General features: G+C 42.0%; 13 protein-coding genes, 1 other RNA gene and 1 other annotated feature. Of the genes, 12 read left to right on the forward strand and 2 right to left on the reverse strand.

Annotated features, from left to right (window positions below):
* Positions 1–16: 16 nt before the first annotated feature.
* From ACTHRG_RS13655 to dtd, 5 genes are all read left to right on the forward strand, one after another.
* On the forward strand, positions 17–334 hold the full coding sequence (locus tag ACTHRG_RS13655) for a LapA family protein (RefSeq protein WP_440231354.1): 318 nt from the start codon (positions 17–19) through the stop codon (positions 332–334).
* 160 nt (positions 335–494) lie between these two features.
* Positions 495–2,855 carry a single-stranded-DNA-specific exonuclease RecJ gene (recJ, locus tag ACTHRG_RS13660; RefSeq protein ID WP_440231355.1) on the forward strand — a complete coding sequence of 787 codons (2,361 nt, stop codon included), beginning with the start codon at positions 495–497 and terminating at the stop codon, positions 2,853–2,855.
* Positions 2,855–3,367, forward strand: coding sequence for an adenine phosphoribosyltransferase (locus ACTHRG_RS13665; RefSeq protein ID WP_076257390.1), 513 nt, complete (start codon positions 2,855–2,857; stop codon positions 3,365–3,367). Before recJ ends, ACTHRG_RS13665 begins: the two co-directional genes overlap by 1 nt.
* 292 nt (positions 3,368–3,659) lie before the next feature.
* Entirely contained in the window at positions 3,660–5,855 is a 2,196-nt protein-coding gene (locus ACTHRG_RS13670; RefSeq protein WP_061791146.1) for a RelA/SpoT family protein, read from the forward strand.
* 14 nt (positions 5,856–5,869) lie between these two features.
* A complete protein-coding gene (dtd, locus tag ACTHRG_RS13675) occupies positions 5,870–6,310 on the forward strand; it encodes a D-aminoacyl-tRNA deacylase (protein ID WP_076257392.1) in 441 nt (146 codons plus the stop codon).
* Positions 6,311–6,359: 49 nt separating this feature from the next.
* Here dtd and ACTHRG_RS13680 read toward each other — a convergent pair whose 3' ends face one another.
* Positions 6,360–8,105 carry an SH3 domain-containing protein gene (locus ACTHRG_RS13680; protein ID WP_440231356.1) on the reverse strand — a complete coding sequence of 582 codons (1,746 nt, stop codon included), beginning with the start codon at positions 8,103–8,105 and terminating at the stop codon, positions 6,360–6,362.
* 228 nt (positions 8,106–8,333) lie between these two features.
* Between ACTHRG_RS13680 and ACTHRG_RS13685 the strand changes: the two genes are divergently transcribed.
* The 5 genes from ACTHRG_RS13685 (at position 8,334) to ACTHRG_RS13705 (ending at position 13,433) form a co-directional block, all read left to right on the forward strand.
* Entirely contained in the window at positions 8,334–8,510 is a 177-nt protein-coding gene (locus tag ACTHRG_RS13685) for a hypothetical protein (RefSeq protein ID WP_048010351.1), read from the forward strand.
* Positions 8,511–8,624: 114 nt separating this feature from the next.
* Positions 8,625–8,864 (forward strand) — a binding site (T-box leader).
* Positions 8,865–8,960: 96 nt separating this feature from the next.
* The gene (gene hisS / locus ACTHRG_RS13690; protein WP_440231357.1) at positions 8,961–10,235 is read left to right on the forward strand and encodes a histidine--tRNA ligase; all 1,275 of its coding nucleotides are present in this window, start codon (positions 8,961–8,963) and stop codon (positions 10,233–10,235) included.
* A 25-nt stretch (positions 10,236–10,260) separates the two neighbouring features.
* Positions 10,261–12,036 (forward strand): aspartate--tRNA ligase, encoded by a 1,776-nt coding sequence (aspS, locus tag ACTHRG_RS13695; protein WP_440231358.1) that lies wholly within the window; start codon positions 10,261–10,263, stop codon positions 12,034–12,036.
* A 187-nt stretch (positions 12,037–12,223) separates the two neighbouring features.
* Positions 12,224–12,410, forward strand: a non-coding RNA gene (ssrS, locus tag ACTHRG_RS13700) — 6S RNA.
* Between the two features lie 261 nt (positions 12,411–12,671).
* Positions 12,672–13,433, forward strand: a complete 762-nt coding sequence (locus tag ACTHRG_RS13705) for a tRNA threonylcarbamoyladenosine dehydratase (protein WP_440231359.1) — start codon at positions 12,672–12,674, stop codon at positions 13,431–13,433.
* Positions 13,434–13,494: 61 nt separating this feature from the next.
* Here ACTHRG_RS13705 and ACTHRG_RS13710 read toward each other — a convergent pair whose 3' ends face one another.
* Complete coding sequence (locus tag ACTHRG_RS13710) at positions 13,495–14,013, reverse strand: hypothetical protein (protein WP_440231360.1); 519 nt, start codon at positions 14,011–14,013, stop codon at positions 13,495–13,497.
* A 177-nt stretch (positions 14,014–14,190) separates the two neighbouring features.
* Here ACTHRG_RS13710 and ACTHRG_RS13715 point away from each other — a divergent pair, with 177 nt between their 5' ends.
* Together ACTHRG_RS13715 and ACTHRG_RS13720 are read left to right on the forward strand one after the other, a co-directional pair.
* Positions 14,191–15,132: an ABC transporter ATP-binding protein gene (locus ACTHRG_RS13715; protein ID WP_440231361.1), complete on the forward strand. Its 942-nt coding sequence runs from the start codon at positions 14,191–14,193 to the stop codon at positions 15,130–15,132.
* A complete protein-coding gene (locus ACTHRG_RS13720; protein WP_440231362.1) occupies positions 15,110–16,069 on the forward strand; it encodes an ABC transporter permease in 960 nt (319 codons plus the stop codon). The genes ACTHRG_RS13715 and ACTHRG_RS13720 overlap by 23 nt, the downstream gene beginning before the upstream one ends.
* Positions 16,070–16,098: the final 29 nt, after the last annotated feature.

Here is a 16,098-nt window from a genome sequence, read left to right on the forward strand (position 1 = left end):
TCAGGGAGAGGATAGCATGAAATTTCAATGGACTTTATTATTTGGTTTTTTATTTGCGCTGATCGTGGCTGTTTTTGCAGTGATCAATGTCGATAATGTAACGGTTAACTACTTGTTTGGGGAAAGTCAGTGGCCGCTGATTCTAGTGATTTTAGGATCTGTTCTTATGGGTGGGCTAATTGTAGGTTCTGTCGGCATTGTCCGCATTTACTCACTTCAAAGGCAAGTGAAATTACTAAAAAGGGAAAATGAAAAGCTTAAAGCAGGAAATTCTGTAAAAGATAATGCTGATAAGGAAGAACTTGAAAAAGAGCTGGATAGGGATATACATTGAATGAACAGGCTTGAGCTTTTGCTCAAGTTTTTTCTTTTGGTCTCAAGAAGTGACCTGCAGCATCTGCTTTTCTTTCCAGAATTGTATGGATTAACCCGATTTTAACTTATTGAAACGCACCTTCCCCTCTTGTATAATTAATAAGCTGAGGGGTGAACGTATGTTACATTCAAGAACGCGATGGATTGTTCGGCAAACAGAGGAGGATAAAGTACAGCGGCTTTCAAAGGAACTGAATATTTCTCCTCTTGCAGCATCGCTGTTAATTAATCGCGGAATGGATACCGTTGATTCAGCACGGTATTTTCTGATGGATAATGAGCAGGAATTTCATGATCCTTTTTTAATGACAGATATGGCAATTGCTGTTTCCAGAATAAAAGAAGCTATTGAAAAACAGGAACCTATTTTAATATTTGGTGATTATGATGCGGATGGTGTGACCAGCACTTCTGTCATGATGATGGCGCTTAGAGATCTCGGTGCTGATGTCCAATTCTACATACCGAATCGTTTTACGGAAGGCTATGGGCCAAATATTCCGGCATTTGAACATGCAGCCGAAATTGGCATCCGTTTAATTATTACTGTAGATACTGGAATCTCTGCTGTAAATGAAGCACAAGCTGCAAAAGAGCTTGGATTAGATTTGATCATTACAGATCACCATGAGCCCGGCCCTGAGCTTCCTGAAGCATTGGCCATTGTGCATCCTAAGCATCCGGAGAGCAGATACCCATTCCGGGAACTTGCCGGTGTTGGAGTTGCATTTAAGCTTGCACATGCGCTTTATGGTGAAATGCCTGAACACCTTTTGGAAATAGCTGCGATCGGAACAATTGCTGATCTTGTTTCTTTAACAGGAGAAAACAGACTTATTGCCAAGCGCGGGATTCAAAAGCTGAAATCAACTAAAAATACAGGCTTGAATGCTTTGTTTAAAGCCGCACGAATCGAGCTTCCATCCATTAGTGAGGAAACGATCGGCTTTACAATCGGCCCTCGCCTCAATGCAGCAGGCAGGCTTGAAAGCGCGGATCCTGCTGTGGATTTGCTTCTGACAAATGATCCTTATGAAGCACAAGCCATTGCCGAAGAAATTGAAATGCTGAATAAAGAGAGGCAATCTATAGTCAATGACATTGCAGAGCAAGCGGTTCAAGAGGTTGAAACAAATTTCCCAATCAGTGAGAATTCAGTTATTGTTGTCGGGAAAGAAGGCTGGAACGCCGGGGTAATCGGAATAGTAGCTTCGAAGCTTGTCGAAAAGTTTTACCGCCCGGCCATTGTCCTTAGTTATGACAGTGAAAAAGGGCTCGCGAAGGGCTCAGCAAGAAGTATAGAAGGTTTTGATCTGTTCAAGAATCTTTCTGAATGCCGGGATATCCTGCCTCACTTTGGAGGGCACCCCATGGCAGCGGGTATGACTTTATCCATTGATTCGGTTGATGATCTGAGAAGCAGACTGAATACTCTTGTAAATGAACAGCTGAGTGAGGAAGATTTTATTCCTGTAACCTCTATTGATGGGGTTTTCCATTTAAAAGATATCAATCTTTCTTCTATTGCAGAGATGCAGCTGCTTGCTCCATTCGGGATGGGGAATGCGAAACCGAAAGTAATGATAAAAGATGCTAATATTGCAGCTATGAGAAAGATCGGATCTGAACAGAACCATATTAAAGTCACAATCGAGAGTGATGGATCTTCACTTGATGGCATCGGTTTTGGGCTTGGGCATTTGCATGAGCATATTTCACCATACTCCAAGCTGTCCGTTATTGGTGAATTATCCATTAATGAATGGAATAATATTAAAAAACCGCAAATTTTCCTGCAGGATATGGCAGTAAACTCCTGGCAGCTCTTTGATATCCGGAGTTTAAAACGGCTTGAAAGGCTCCAAAGTGTCATTCCTGAGGCAAACACAACCTGGTTATTTTTTAATGAGGAACATATTTCAAAATATAAAACATTTGCAGGGGAAAACATGGTGAAAATAACATCTGCAGAAGACGCAGAAGCCATAAAAATAGAAGGCTCAAATGTTGTTCTGGCTGATTTGCCGCCTTCAAAGGAAATTCTTGCACATGTTTTCTCAGGGAAAAAACCTGCCAGAATATATGCTCATTTTTATAAAGAAGACAGTGACTTTTTCAGCACATTACCAACAAGAGACCATTTTAAATGGTACTTTGCCCTGATTGCTAAAAAAGGTTCTATTGATATCAGGCGTCACGGGAATGATATAGCGAAGCATAAAGGATGGAGCAGAGAGACAGTAGATTTTATGTCTCAAGTGTTTTTTGAATTGGAATTTGTTAAAATAATAAATGGTGTCATTTCGTTAAACAATACATCCACTAAACGTGATTTAGCTGATTCACGAACTTATCAGCTTAAACAGGCACAATACACTCTTGAGAGCGATTTGCTCTATTCATCCTTTCAGCAGCTCAAAGACTGGTTTGATGAAGTTATGCAAGGGGCTGTAAAACTTGAGGAGGCAAAGGAAAAATAATGGACTTAAAACAGTATATAACAATTGTAGAAGATTGGCCGAAGCCAGGCATTAAATTTAAAGATATTACAACTCTTATGGACAATGGTGAAGCATATAAATATGCTACTGACCAAATTGTTGAATATGCCCGCGAAAAGAAGATTGACCTGGTTGTCGGCCCTGAAGCCCGCGGATTCATCATCGGCTGCCCTGTGGCTTATTCTTTAGGTGTAGGCTTTGCCCCAGTCCGAAAGGAAGGTAAACTTCCACGTGAAACAGTCAAGGTTAATTATGGCCTTGAATATGGCAAAGATGTTTTAACCATTCATAGGGATGCCATCAAACCGGGGCAAAGAGTCCTGATTACTGATGACCTCCTTGCAACAGGCGGAACAATCGATGCAACTATCCAGCTGGTTGAAGAACTTGGCGGAGTGGTGGCTGGAATTGCATTCCTTATCGAGTTAACATACCTTGACGGGCGTAAAAAGCTCGACGATTACGACATTCTGACATTAATGCAATATTAATTTCCTTATACAAAGAGAGCGCCAGTCGAAATGGTGCTCTTTTTAATTGATTTAAAAATAGTATTTAAAGGGTTTCCAAATCCATTTATGGAAAAACAATAAAGGAATTAGGACAAAAAACGACAAAATTTTTGTTATTCCCATAAAAATAACAGTCTATCCCTTTACATCTTCACTTTTTTTTTCGATAATAGTAGCAATATTAATTTTTTTAATAACTTGTTATTAATGATCAATTTAAAAATTATTCATTATGCAACTGCATAAAATTCAGGGAGATAAAGGTGATTCCATGGCGAACGATCAAGTTCTGACCGCCGAGCAAGTCATCAACAGGGCAAAGGAATATTTAAACGATGAGCATGCAGAGCTTGTTAAAAAGGCATACGAGTTTGCCAAGCATGCCCACCGTGAACAATATAGAAAATCCGGTGAACCATACATCATCCATCCGATCCAGGTAGCAGGCATCCTTGCTGATCTGGAGATGGATCCATCTACGGTTGCAGCCGGCTTTCTTCACGATGTGGTTGAAGACACCGAAGTCTCATTGGAGAATATCGAAGAAGCCTTCAATTCAGAAGTGGCCATGCTTGTCGATGGTGTAACGAAGCTGGGGAAAATTAAATATAAATCTCAGGAAGAGCAGCAGGCTGAAAACCACCGGAAAATGTTTGTGGCTATGGCCCAGGACATCCGTGTAATCTTGATAAAGCTTGCTGACCGCCTTCATAATATGCGGACACTTAAGCATCTGCCGGCTGAAAAGCAGCGCCGCATTTCAAATGAAACACTTGAAATTTTTGCTCCTCTTGCCCATAGGCTTGGAATCTCCAAGATTAAGTGGGAGCTTGAAGATACAGCCTTGAGGTACCTAAATCCGCAGCAGTATTACCGGATTGTAAACCTGATGAAGAAAAAAAGGGCGGAGCGGGAAGAGTATTTAGATGATGTAATCAATGTTATGAGGAGCAGAATGTCAGAGGTCTCAATTAAATCAGAAATCTCGGGACGCCCTAAGCATATTTACAGCATCTACCGTAAAATGGCCCTTCAAAATAAGCAATTCAATGAGATATATGATTTGCTGGCTGTACGCATTGTTGTGAACAGCATTAAGGATTGCTATGCGGTTCTCGGGATTATTCATACTTGCTGGAAGCCAATGCCCGGCCGTTTCAAAGATTATATTGCCATGCCTAAACAAAATATGTACCAGTCGCTTCATACTACGGTTATCGGACCAAAGGGCGACCCTTTGGAAGTCCAGATCCGGACCATGGATATGCACAGAATTGCCGAGTTTGGTATTGCTGCACATTGGGCTTATAAAGAAGGAAAAAGAGTGAATGAAGGCTCTTCTTTCGAGGAGAAGCTGACATGGTTCCGTGAAATCCTGGAATTCCAGGATGATGCAGCCAATGCTGAAGAATTCATGGAATCATTGAAAATTGATTTGTTTTCCGATATGGTGTTTGTTTTTACTCCTAAAGGGGACGTCATCGAGCTTCCTTCCGGATCAGTCCCAATTGATTTTGCTTACCGGATACATTCTGAAATAGGAAACAAGACAATCGGCGCCAAAGTGAATGGAAAAATGGTAACCCTGGATTATAAGCTGAAAACCGGAGATATCATTGAAATTCTGACATCCAAGCATTCCTATGGGCCAAGTAAGGACTGGCTGAAGCTGGCTCAGACTTCACAGGCAAAAAATAGAATTCGGACGTTCTTCAAAAAGCAAAGAAAAGAAGAAAATGTGGAAAAAGGGAAAGAGCTTGTTGAGCGGGAAATCCGCAATATGGATTTCGAGCTGAAGGAAATCCTGACACCTGATAATGTCAAAAGGATTGCAGAGAAATTCAACTTTGCTACTGAGGAAGATATGTATGCTGCTGTTGGCTATAATGGTGTAACAGCCCTTCAGGTTGCCAACAGGCTTACAGAAAAATGGCGCAAGAAGCGCGACCTTGAACAAACCTCCGATATTACAAATGCTGTTTCGGAACTAAAGACATTTACTTCAGCTAAAAAACGCGAATCCGGTGTCCGGGTTTCCGGCATTGATAACCTGCTCATTCGCCTTTCCCGCTGCTGTAATCCTGTCCCTGGAGATGAAATCGTCGGGTTTATTACAAAGGGCAGAGGTGTCTCTGTACACCGTGATGATTGCCCTAATATCGAAACGGATGATGCAAAACAAAGACTCATCCCGGTAGAGTGGGAAACAGCATTAAATGACCGGAAAGAATATAATGTTGAAATAGAAATTACCGGTTATGACCGCAGAGGTTTATTGAACGAGGTTCTTCAGGCTGTTAATGAAACGAAAACCAACATTTCAGCCGTATCAGGCCGTTCAGACCGAAACAAATCAGCAACGATCAATATGTCCATTGCTATACACAATGTAAGCCACCTGCAAAGGGTTGTAGAGCGGATAAAGCAAATCCCTGATATTTACGCGGTAAGAAGGATTATGAACTAAAGGGAGCAGATAGAATGCGTGTTGTAGTGCAGCGAAGCAAAGAAGCCAGCGTAACGGTGGACGGAGAAACCGTTGGAAGCATCAAAAAGGGGTTTGTTTTGCTCGTTGGAGTCACCCACGAAGATAAAGAAGAGGACGCAGCTTTTCTGGCTGATAAGATTGCCAATCTTCGCGTCTTTGAAGATGATGCCGGCAAAATGAATCTATCACTGCTCGATCAGAAAGGTGAAATTCTTTCGGTTTCACAATTTACACTGTATGGAGATTGCCGAAAGGGCAGACGGCCCAATTTCATGGATGCGGCCAAGCCTGCGCATGCCGTGAAAATCTATGATGCTTTCAACCGGTTTCTGGAAGCTAAAGGCCTGAAAGTCGAAACAGGTGAATTCGGCGCCATGATGGATGTTCAGTTAACCAACGATGGACCTGTTACCTTAATCTTAGAAAGCAAATAAAAAACGCAAAAAGCCCTGGCATCTCAATTTGAGTGCCGGGGCTTTTTTGCTAATTCTTAAAATAGCGGGCAAGTCCCTGATAAATTCCTGCTGCTGCTGATTGCTGATACTGTGCAGAAGCAATCAGGGCTTCTTCTGCCGGATTGCTTAGATATCCAAGTTCAATCAGAACGGCATTGCGCTTGTTCTCCCTGATTACATGATAATCTCCGACTCTATATCCCCGATCTCTCAGGTTTGTCATCGCTGTTACATTGGAGTGGATATTGGCAGCGATTTCCTTTTGGAAAGGATGATAGTAATAGGTAGTCGCTCCTCGAGCAGTCCGGTCCGGCGTGCTGTCATAATGAATGCTGATAAAAGCATCTGCATTATGATGATGTGAAATGCCTACTCTCGAAGGCAGCGGCAAATAGGTATCCCCGCTCCTGGTCAGAATGACATTAGCACCTGCAGCCCTTAATTTTTCGGCAAGCACTTGAGCAGTCCTGATAGTAATGTCCTTTTCACGTGTCCCTCGTGCTCCCGTTGTACCATTATCACGGCCTCCATGACCGGGATCGATGACAATAGTTTTATTGTTCAGGTGCTTTTCTGCTCCCGGCTTTGTTACTGCAGGTGCAGATCCTTCAACTGAAACGATCCAGCCTGCTACAAAACCCTTTCCGCCGTTTGGCAGGCGAATTTCATACCAATCATTATTCAGGCTCCTTATTTCAAATCTGTCTCCTTTATTTCCCCTATGGACGACAGCTGACTGGGTACTCGCTTTTTTTCTAATATTTGATCCGTTATGTAAGATAATTGCAGTACTTCCGCTTACATTTTGCTGAGATGAGCCGGAATTCTTTTCGGCTGTTATGTCTATGAACCAGCTTGCCGCCCATCCATAAGAACCAGACTGAAATTCAATCTTTACCCAATTATCAGCTTCTTCAAGAATGGTAAATGCTTGGCCTTTGGCAACTGAACCAATTGGTTTTCCATTTAACGATGCTTTGTTTCTTACAGTTAAAGAGGTTGCTGTTACAGTGCCGGTTTTTCCGGATGGCGCCTGTTTTGGTTTGCTTTCTGATTGTGAGGATGGAACCGTAATATATTGGCTGCTGATCCATCCTGTATTTCCGGAGAAAGAGATTTCTGTCCAGCTGTTATTTTGAGAAAGAACCGCAACTGTCTCACCCGAATTAAGTTTGCCGATGATGTCACTTTGAAGAGAAGCCTTGTTTCTCACATTTAGAGAGTTAGCCGTGATTGTCCCGGTTTGGCTGCTGCCGGATGAACTTTTCTTTCGTGTGCTGCTGAATTTGACAAATTCACTTGCCACCCATCCATCTCCATATGGAGTTTGAATCTTAACCCAGCTTCCTTCTGTGCTCTTGATCTTATAGGCTGTTCCTTTTTTGATAGTCCCCAGAACGCCGTAACTTGTACCAGGACCCTTTCTCACCCTAAGGCCATCTGTTGTGATAACTGCTTGGGAATTTTCACCTGCTGTTTTTTCTCCTGTCTGATTTGAAGTCAAATTGGAAACAAGCCAGCTTGCGATATAGCCATTTTCTCCCTGGAAATTAATTTTAATCCATTCTCCTTCACGGGAAAGGATGTTAAATTGATCTCCATTTTGGGCTTGTCCCAGAATAGGGTAACTTAAACCTGGTCCTTGACGGACGTTAAGATTGCTGGTGGTGATTGTTACAGAACTGTTTTCAGCATTAACCTGTGTTTCCGTCTGTGTTATGCCGGCAAAAAGCATAAGGCATATCACGAGAATAAGTGGCTTTCTTTTCTTCAACAGGCCGCCTCCTTTCATAATTAAAATCCTTATTAAAAGAAAAACAGACAAGGTGCCGGCAGTCAAGAGAACTTTGGTCCTAAAATACTTCTCCATCTTGTGCAATTTCCCTTTTAATATCGGAATATAAGCTATCATTTTTAGCTGGGAAATTAATTTGTCCCTTATGAAACATTTCAACTGAAAATGGCAAGAATAGAACAGACTACATAAAAAAGGGTGAGCACAATGAGATTTGGAGAAAAAGGAATGTCTGCACAATCTGGTGAAAATCAGCTGTTTGGGGTGGATTTTCATGATTTTATACAAAAAGAACAGAACTCGAATATGATTGAACTCGCGTCAGAGTTTGGACTATCTCTCAGGGATGTAAGAAAACTGAAAAAAAGGCTGGAAAGATCATAGCATGTTTTTAGTCTTGACATTGAAGGAAATGCTCCGTATTATAATATAAATAAAATGACAAAACAATTAAATGTCTAGCTGCAGCGCCGGACCAAGGCGTTACTGCTTTTCGATAATAAACCATTGATGGAGAAGAGTAGTTAAACCCCACATGAAAAGAGAGAGAATGCCGCCCGGCTGAAAGCATTCTCACATGATGATTTAACGAAAGAACACTTCGTAGGTTTCTCTCTGAAAAGGATTCATCTTTAGTAGGAGCTGAACGTTAACAGGCGTTAACTGTAAAAGAGGAAGTCTATTTATAGGCTTCAACTAGGGTGGCACCACGGGAAAAACCAGACTCTCGTCCCTTGTATTTAATATACAAGGAGGCGGGGGTTTTTTTATTTTTGCGACTGCAAATCTAAAATTTTTTACATACTTATCATTTTGCATTAGGGGGTAATTTTCATGTCAATTCGAATACCGAGGGGAACACAGGACATCCTGCCGGGAGAAGTTGAGAAATGGCAATTGATTGAAGAAAAGGCAAGGGAACTTTGTGAGAAGTTTCAATATCGTGAAATTAGAACACCAATATTCGAACATACAGAATTATTTCTTCGCAGTGTTGGAGATACAACGGATATTGTTCAAAAAGAGATGTACACATTTGAAGACCGCGGCGGCCGCAGTCTGACCCTTCGTCCTGAAGGAACAGCTTCAACTGTAAGATCATTTGTTGAGCATAAAATGCATGGCGATGCAAGCCAGCCTGTAAAGCTTTATTATATGGGGCCTATGTTCCGTTATGAACGGCCACAGGCAGGACGTTTCCGCCAGTTTGTCCAATTCGGCGTCGAAGCGATCGGCAGTGCTGATCCGGCAATTGATGCAGAAGTAATTGCACTGGCAATGTCACTTTATAAAAGCATGGGTCTGCAAAAGCTTAAGTTGATTGTGAACAGTCTTGGAGACAAAGAAAGCCGAACTGCACACAGAGAAGCCCTGGTCAACCACTTTAAGCCGCGGATCGGTGAGTTTTGTGAGGATTGCCAGAACCGTCTTGAGAAAAATCCAATGCGCATCCTGGACTGTAAACAAGACCGTGAACATGAACTTATGAAATCTGCTCCATCCATTTTAGATTATTTAAACGATTATTCAAAAGCCTATTTCGAGAAGGTTCAAAAGTACTTAAAGAACCTGGATATTGACTTTACGGTCGATCCAAATCTTGTTCGCGGCCTGGATTACTACAATCATACAGCCTTTGAAATTATGAGTGATTCCGAAGGTTTCGGAGCTATTACTACTCTTTGCGGCGGTGGACGATACAATGGCCTCACTGAGGAAATCGGCGGTCCTGAAGCGCCGGGAATTGGGTTTGCTTTAAGTATTGAGCGATTCATTGCTGCTCTTGAAGCGGAAAAGGTCGATCTGCCTCTTGCTAAGAGCATTGATTGCTACCTTGTATCCCTTGGAGAGGAAGCAAAGGATTATACAGTCGGCCTTCTTCAAAAACTCCGGATGGCAGGATATTCTGCTGAAAGAGATTATCTTGACAGAAAAATTAAAGCGCAGTTCAAAGCGGCAGACCGGTCAAATGCGAAATTTGTTGCTGTCCTGGGCGAAGATGAACTTAAAGCGAATAAAATTAATGTGAAATCGATGGAATCAGGGGAGCAGACAGAGGTTGAACTTGATTCGTTTATAGAGAAATTCACAGCACTTTATCAATCATAAACTTGTGTTTACAGGAGGAATTAGTATGTTTGGGCGAACGTATTTTTGCGGGGAAGTAACGGAAAAAGCTATAGGAGAAAAAGTAAGCTTAAAGGGTTGGGTGCAAAAGCGCCGGGATTTGGGCGGCCTGATCTTTGTGGATCTTCGTGACCGCACTGGCATTGTCCAGGTTGTATTTAATCCGGAAGTTTCGCCGGAAGCTCTTGCAGCGGCTGAAAAAATCCGCAATGAATTTGTACTTGATATAGAGGGAGAAGTAATTGCGCGCGAAGAAGGCACCATCAATGAGAACTTGAAAACGGGGCGGATTGAGATTAAAGCAGAGAAAGTGACGATTATCAATGAAGCAAAAACACCTCCTTTTGTAATTGATGATAAAACGGATGTTTCCGAAGATGTCCGCTTAAAATACCGTTATCTGGATTTGAGACGCCCAGTTATGTTTGATACCTTTAAAATGCGTCATCAAGTAACAAAAGCAATGAGAGATTTTCTTAACAGCGAAGGGTTTCTTGATGTAGAAACACCGATCTTAACGAAGAGCACCCCGGAAGGAGCCCGTGATTATTTAGTTCCAAGCCGTGTGCATCCGGGTGAATTCTATGCTCTTCCGCAATCGCCTCAAATCTTTAAGCAGTTATTAATGGTAGGCGGATTTGAACGCTATTACCAAATTGCACGCTGCTTCCGTGATGAAGACCTGCGGGCAGACCGCCAGCCTGAATTTACTCAGGTCGACATCGAAATGAGTTTTATGAGCCAGGAAGAAATCATCGGCCTGATGGAAAACATGATGGAAAAGATCATGAAAGAAGTAAAAGGCCTGGATGTCCAGCTTCCATTCCCGCGCATGACCTATCAGGAGGCAATGGACCGTTTTGGTTCTGATAAGCCGGATACACGCTTTGCGATGGAATTAACGGATCTGTCGGAAATAGTGAAAGAGTCAAGCTTCAAGGTGTTTGCCGGAGCAGTAGCTTCCGGGGGCCAGGTTAAGGCCATTAATGTGAAAAATGGCGCAGGAAAGTATTCTCGAAAAGATATTGATGCTCTAACAGAGTTTGCAGCTGTATATGGTGCAAAAGGGCTTGCGTGGTTAAAAGCTGAAGAGGACGGCTTAAAAGGCCCGATTGCCAAGTTTGTGACTGAGGAAGAGCAAAAATCATTCTATTCCGCTTTATCGGTAGAATCAGGAGACTTGCTCCTGTTTGTTGCTGATAAGAAGAATGTTGTAGCTGATGCACTTGGCGCTCTGCGATTAAAGCTTGGAAAAGAGCTTGAGCTGATTGATCAAAGCAAATTTAATTTCCTTTGGGTTACAGACTGGCCGCTTCTGGAGTACGATGAGGAAGAAGGACGCTATTATGCAGCCCATCATCCATTTACAATGCCTGCCAGAGAAGATTTAGATCTTCTTGAAAAGGATCCTGCTGGGGTCCGTGCACAAGCATATGACCTTGTGTTAAATGGCTACGAGCTTGGCGGCGGTTCATTGCGTATTTTCGAAAGAGATGTTCAGGAGAAAATGTTCAGTGTGCTCGGATTCTCAAAAGAGGAAGCTGTAGAACAGTTTGGATTCCTGCTTGAAGCATTTGAATACGGCACTCCTCCGCATGGCGGTATTGCCCTGGGATTGGACAGACTCGTAATGCTATTGGCCGGCAGAACAAACCTGAGGGATACAATTGCATTCCCTAAAACAGCAAGTGCGAGCTGTGTGCTTACAGAAGCTCCCGGGGAAGTCAGCCAATCACAGCTTAATGATTTGCATTTAGCACTTAATTTGAAAAAAAGTGAGTAATTTCCTATTTAATGGTTAATTAGCTGAAAAAAATCATTTTTCAGAAAGTTAAACCGGGAAGTTACTCCCGACTTTTAGGGGAACTTTCTTATCTAAAGGAATAAAATGGATATATTTGTCCATATCACCTCCATTTCACCAGCTTGAAAAAGACGAAATCGTATGATATGATCATATCAATAAATAAAGAGTCCTGATGTGTTCGTTGTAAAACCTGAAATTTTGACCAACATTATTCCTTCGGGAGTCCGGAGTTTTTCAGCAGCGTAAATGCCTCTGGATGAGGACTTACAAACGCAGGAAACAGGACACCCACCTGCTGAGTGCGGGTTCAAAACGAGGGCATCAACAGCGACGGCACGATTGGGACTCTTTAGTACATACGGATATTAAAATCCATGCCAGCTGGCATGGGTTTTTTTGTTTGTCCTCTTCAATATAGTCGCTGATAATAAGGTAGGGTTTAAATAAGATAACGCAGTGAACACTATCGAAGAGAAGTTTTGATCTAAGCTTAAATGTTAATATCATTAATCCCATAGAACTACTTGCTTTAATATTCAAGTATGATATATTCATTATCGGGTATAAGATAAAACATGCTTATTAAATAACATCTGATGGAGTTGATATATATGCTTCACCAATTTTCCAGAAATGAATTGGCTATTGGCAAAGAAGGCCTCGAAAAAATGAAAAATAGTACCGTTGCAGTACTGGGCATCGGAGGAGTTGGTTCCTTTGCAGCGGAAGCATTGGCGCGTTCCGGTGTTGGCCGGCTTGTACTGGTTGATAAAGACGATGTTGATATTACAAATGTGAACAGACAGGTCATCGCTTTATTATCTACTGTCGGGAAACCAAAGGTGGATTTAATGAAAGACAGAATCAAGGATATCAATCCTGACTGTGAAGTTATTGCTTTGAAAATGTTTTATACGGAAGAAACTTATGAGCAATTCTTTGATTATGGTCTGGACTTTGTAGTTGATGCTTCCGATACAATTGCCTATAAAATTCATCTAATAAAAGAATGCTTGAATAGAGGAATTCCAATGATCTCAAGCATGGGTGCTGCAAATAAGATGGATCCAACCAGGTTCCAGATTGCTGATATCTTTAAAACTCATACTGACCCGATTGCTAAGGTTATCCGCACGCGCCTGAGAAAAGAAGGAATCAGAAAAGGTGTTCCGGTAGTATTTTCCGATGAAAGCCCGATCGTTATCCGTGAAGATGTCCGAAAAAAAGTTGGAAAAGATGATGCTGAAATCAGAAAGGCCAAAATGCCGCCATCTTCTAACGCATTTGTTCCCTCTGTTGCTGGTTTAATCATGGCCAGCTATGTAACTAGAGAACTTTTAAGCGATATAAAAATTGCACGTGTAAATGACTGAAAAGAGACCGGCCTTCTGCAGGCCGGTCTTTGCGTATTTAAATGTACTTAAATCCCTTCAGTTAATGAACAGCTCTTTTCTCTTTTATGCTGTCATTCTTCAGCAGCTGGTCTGCTTCTTTCAGGATGCTTGCCATTTCCTCATATTGCAAAAGCTGATTTTTATTTTCCGATTCTTTTTCCTGCAACCTTTTAATTAACTGCTCATTTTGAAGTTTTAAGTGCACTTGTTCTTCGTGCAGACGTTTATTTTCCTTAATTTGTTCCGGATCAGGCTGAGTTTTTGCGAAGTTTTTTAAGAAGTGTATGACTTGAGCCAAGTTGGCGGGCAGAACAGTACCAGAAGTTTCATGGGTTTGAATGCCTGCAGTATTCCTTGGGTTTTCTTCAGATACATAACTTTCCCTTTTTGTTATAACCATGTTCCAGCGATATTGGCAGGCTGAAACTGTCCGGCCCAGCTCTGTACTTGCCTTTTTAAAGGCTGATGCTTTTGAGTCGCCATTTGATGTGTATTCAAGTACTGTCTCTTCGAGTAATTGATCCTCTTCCGGCTTCCATAAGTCTTTCCGTTCATTCATTTCTTTGATCACCTCGAAAATACGATTGTTAGACTTATCGTCACCCTAATAGATGAAAATATTCCATTCTCAAGCGGAGAAAGGTAAAATAGCAAGGAGCAAATCTAATTTTGATCCCAGCCTTAAATACGTCTGCAAAACGGACAATACATTACTAGCTGGGAGGAGGATGAAAACATGGATACTCTTGTAGAGATACAGGAAGTTACAAAAGTGATAAAAGGAAGAACGATTATTGATTCTGTCAGCTTTGACGTGAAAAAGGGAGAGGTATTCGGTTTCCTTGGCCCAAACGGTGCAGGGAAAACCACCACTATCCGAATGCTGGTGGGCTTGATCGGCATTACTTCTGGAGACATAAAAATTCTTGGAAGCAGCATTAAAGCAGATTTTGAAAAGGCGGTTTCCCATATTGGAGCCATTGTAGAAAATCCTGAGATGTATAAGTTTTTGTCAGGTTATCAGAATCTTATCCATTATGCACGAATGTCAAAAGGTGTGACAAAGGAGAAGATTGATGAGACTGTCGAGCTGGTAGGCCTGACAGAACGGATTCATGATAAAGTGAGGACATACTCACTTGGAATGAGGCAGAGACTTGGTCTGGCGCAGTGTCTTTTGCATGATCCCAAAATCCTTGTTCTGGATGAGCCTACGAATGGACTTGATCCGGCAGGCATCAGGGAGATTCGGGATCATCTGAGGATGCTTGCGAGAGACAGAGAAATGGCTGTTATTGTTTCCAGCCATTTATTATCGGAAATGGAAATGATGTGCGACAGAATCGGCATTATTCAAAACGGGAAATTGATTGATGTTCAGCACATCAGTGATTTTGTACAGGGTAAAGAAAAAGTTTATGAAGTGGAAGTGGATGACCCTGACAAAGCGCAAAGAATGTTAATGGATATATACCCTGAATTGCCTATACAGGTCACTGAAAACAGCGTGCTCCTTCCGCTCGTCCGTGAAGGCATACCTGAGATGGTAAAGGAGTTTGTCCGGGCAGATATTAAAATATTCTCTGTCCGAGAAGTAACCAAAACATTGGAAGATCGCTTCCTGGAAGTTACTGAGTACAAGGGAGGTGCCGAACATGCTCGGGCTGATTCAAAATGAATGGATGAAGATTTTTAGGCGTCCGGGGACTTATGTCATGATTGGACTGCTTTTAATCATGACGACTGTTGCAGGTGCCTTTATAAAATATCAGGAAAGCGGGGGAACGGTGCCGGATAATACGGAATGGAAAAGGGGTTTGCAGACTCAAAACGAAAGCTATCAAAAACAGCTTGAAGAGATGGGAGAAACGGTTCCCAGAGATATGAAGGAACAGTATCAGAGGGAGATTGCCCTTAATGAATACCGAATTCAGCATGATATTTCACCGAATGAGGAATACTCTTTCTGGGGATTTGTATCCGATACCTCACAGCTGATTGAATTTGCCGGCCTGTTTACCATCATCATTGCCGGAGGGATTGTGGCAAGTGAGTTTAGCTGGGGAACCATCAAACTTCTTTTGATTAGGCCTATCAAAAGAGTGAAAATCCTCGGAGCAAAGTATATTACCGTGATTTTGTTCGGTCTGATGCTGCTGGCCGTCCTCTTCGGATATTCAGCACTTCTGGGCGGTCTACTCTTTGGATTCCCTGAAAAAGCAATTCCTTATTTATATTATTACAATGGTACTGTGGAAGAGCAAAGCATGGGACTTCATCTGATAGCTTATTATGGCCTTAAATCCATTAACATGCTTATGCTTGCAACCATGGCTTTTATGATTTCCGCAGTTTTCAGGAATAGCTCTCTGGCAATCGGACTTTCGCTGTTTCTGATGTTTATGGGAGGCCAAGTCACAAGGCTGATTGCCATGAAGTATGATTGGGCAAAGTACAGCCTTTTTGCCAATACAGATCTTCTTCAATATTTCGAAGGAGTGCCAATGGTTCAGGGAATGACACTTGGATTTTCGATCATGATTATTCTTATCTACTTCCTGCTTTTCCAGGTGCTTGCATTTTATGTATTTAATAAAAGAGATGTTTCTGCTTAGAAGTAAATAAGAAAAGGTCTGGCATCGCT

Source organism: Cytobacillus sp. SAFR-174, assembly GCF_051964675.1.
Taxonomy (GTDB): Bacteria; Bacillota; Bacilli; order Bacillales; family Cytobacillaceae; genus Cytobacillus.

What these genes read in the sequence shown, in the direction of transcription:
- ACTHRG_RS13655 (WP_440231354.1), top strand. Translation starts at nt 17, where the DNA reads ATGAAATTTCAATGGACTTTATTATTTGGTTTTTTATTTGCGCTGATC.
- recJ (WP_440231355.1), top strand. Translation starts at nt 495, where the DNA reads ATGTTACATTCAAGAACGCGATGGATTGTTCGGCAAACAGAGGAGGAT.
- ACTHRG_RS13665 (WP_076257390.1), top strand. Translation starts at nt 2,855, where the DNA reads ATGGACTTAAAACAGTATATAACAATTGTAGAAGATTGGCCGAAGCCA.
- ACTHRG_RS13670 (WP_061791146.1), top strand. Translation starts at nt 3,660, where the DNA reads ATGGCGAACGATCAAGTTCTGACCGCCGAGCAAGTCATCAACAGGGCA.
- dtd (WP_076257392.1), top strand. Translation starts at nt 5,870, where the DNA reads ATGCGTGTTGTAGTGCAGCGAAGCAAAGAAGCCAGCGTAACGGTGGAC.
- ACTHRG_RS13685 (WP_048010351.1), top strand. Translation starts at nt 8,334, where the DNA reads ATGAGATTTGGAGAAAAAGGAATGTCTGCACAATCTGGTGAAAATCAG.
- hisS (WP_440231357.1), top strand. Translation starts at nt 8,961, where the DNA reads ATGTCAATTCGAATACCGAGGGGAACACAGGACATCCTGCCGGGAGAA.
- aspS (WP_440231358.1), top strand. Translation starts at nt 10,261, where the DNA reads ATGTTTGGGCGAACGTATTTTTGCGGGGAAGTAACGGAAAAAGCTATA.
- ACTHRG_RS13705 (WP_440231359.1), top strand. Translation starts at nt 12,672, where the DNA reads ATGCTTCACCAATTTTCCAGAAATGAATTGGCTATTGGCAAAGAAGGC.
- ACTHRG_RS13710 (WP_440231360.1), bottom strand. Translation starts at nt 14,013, where the DNA reads ATGAATGAACGGAAAGACTTATGGAAGCCGGAAGAGGATCAATTACTC.
- ACTHRG_RS13715 (WP_440231361.1), top strand. Translation starts at nt 14,191, where the DNA reads ATGGATACTCTTGTAGAGATACAGGAAGTTACAAAAGTGATAAAAGGA.
- ACTHRG_RS13720 (WP_440231362.1), top strand. Translation starts at nt 15,110, where the DNA reads ATGCTCGGGCTGATTCAAAATGAATGGATGAAGATTTTTAGGCGTCCG.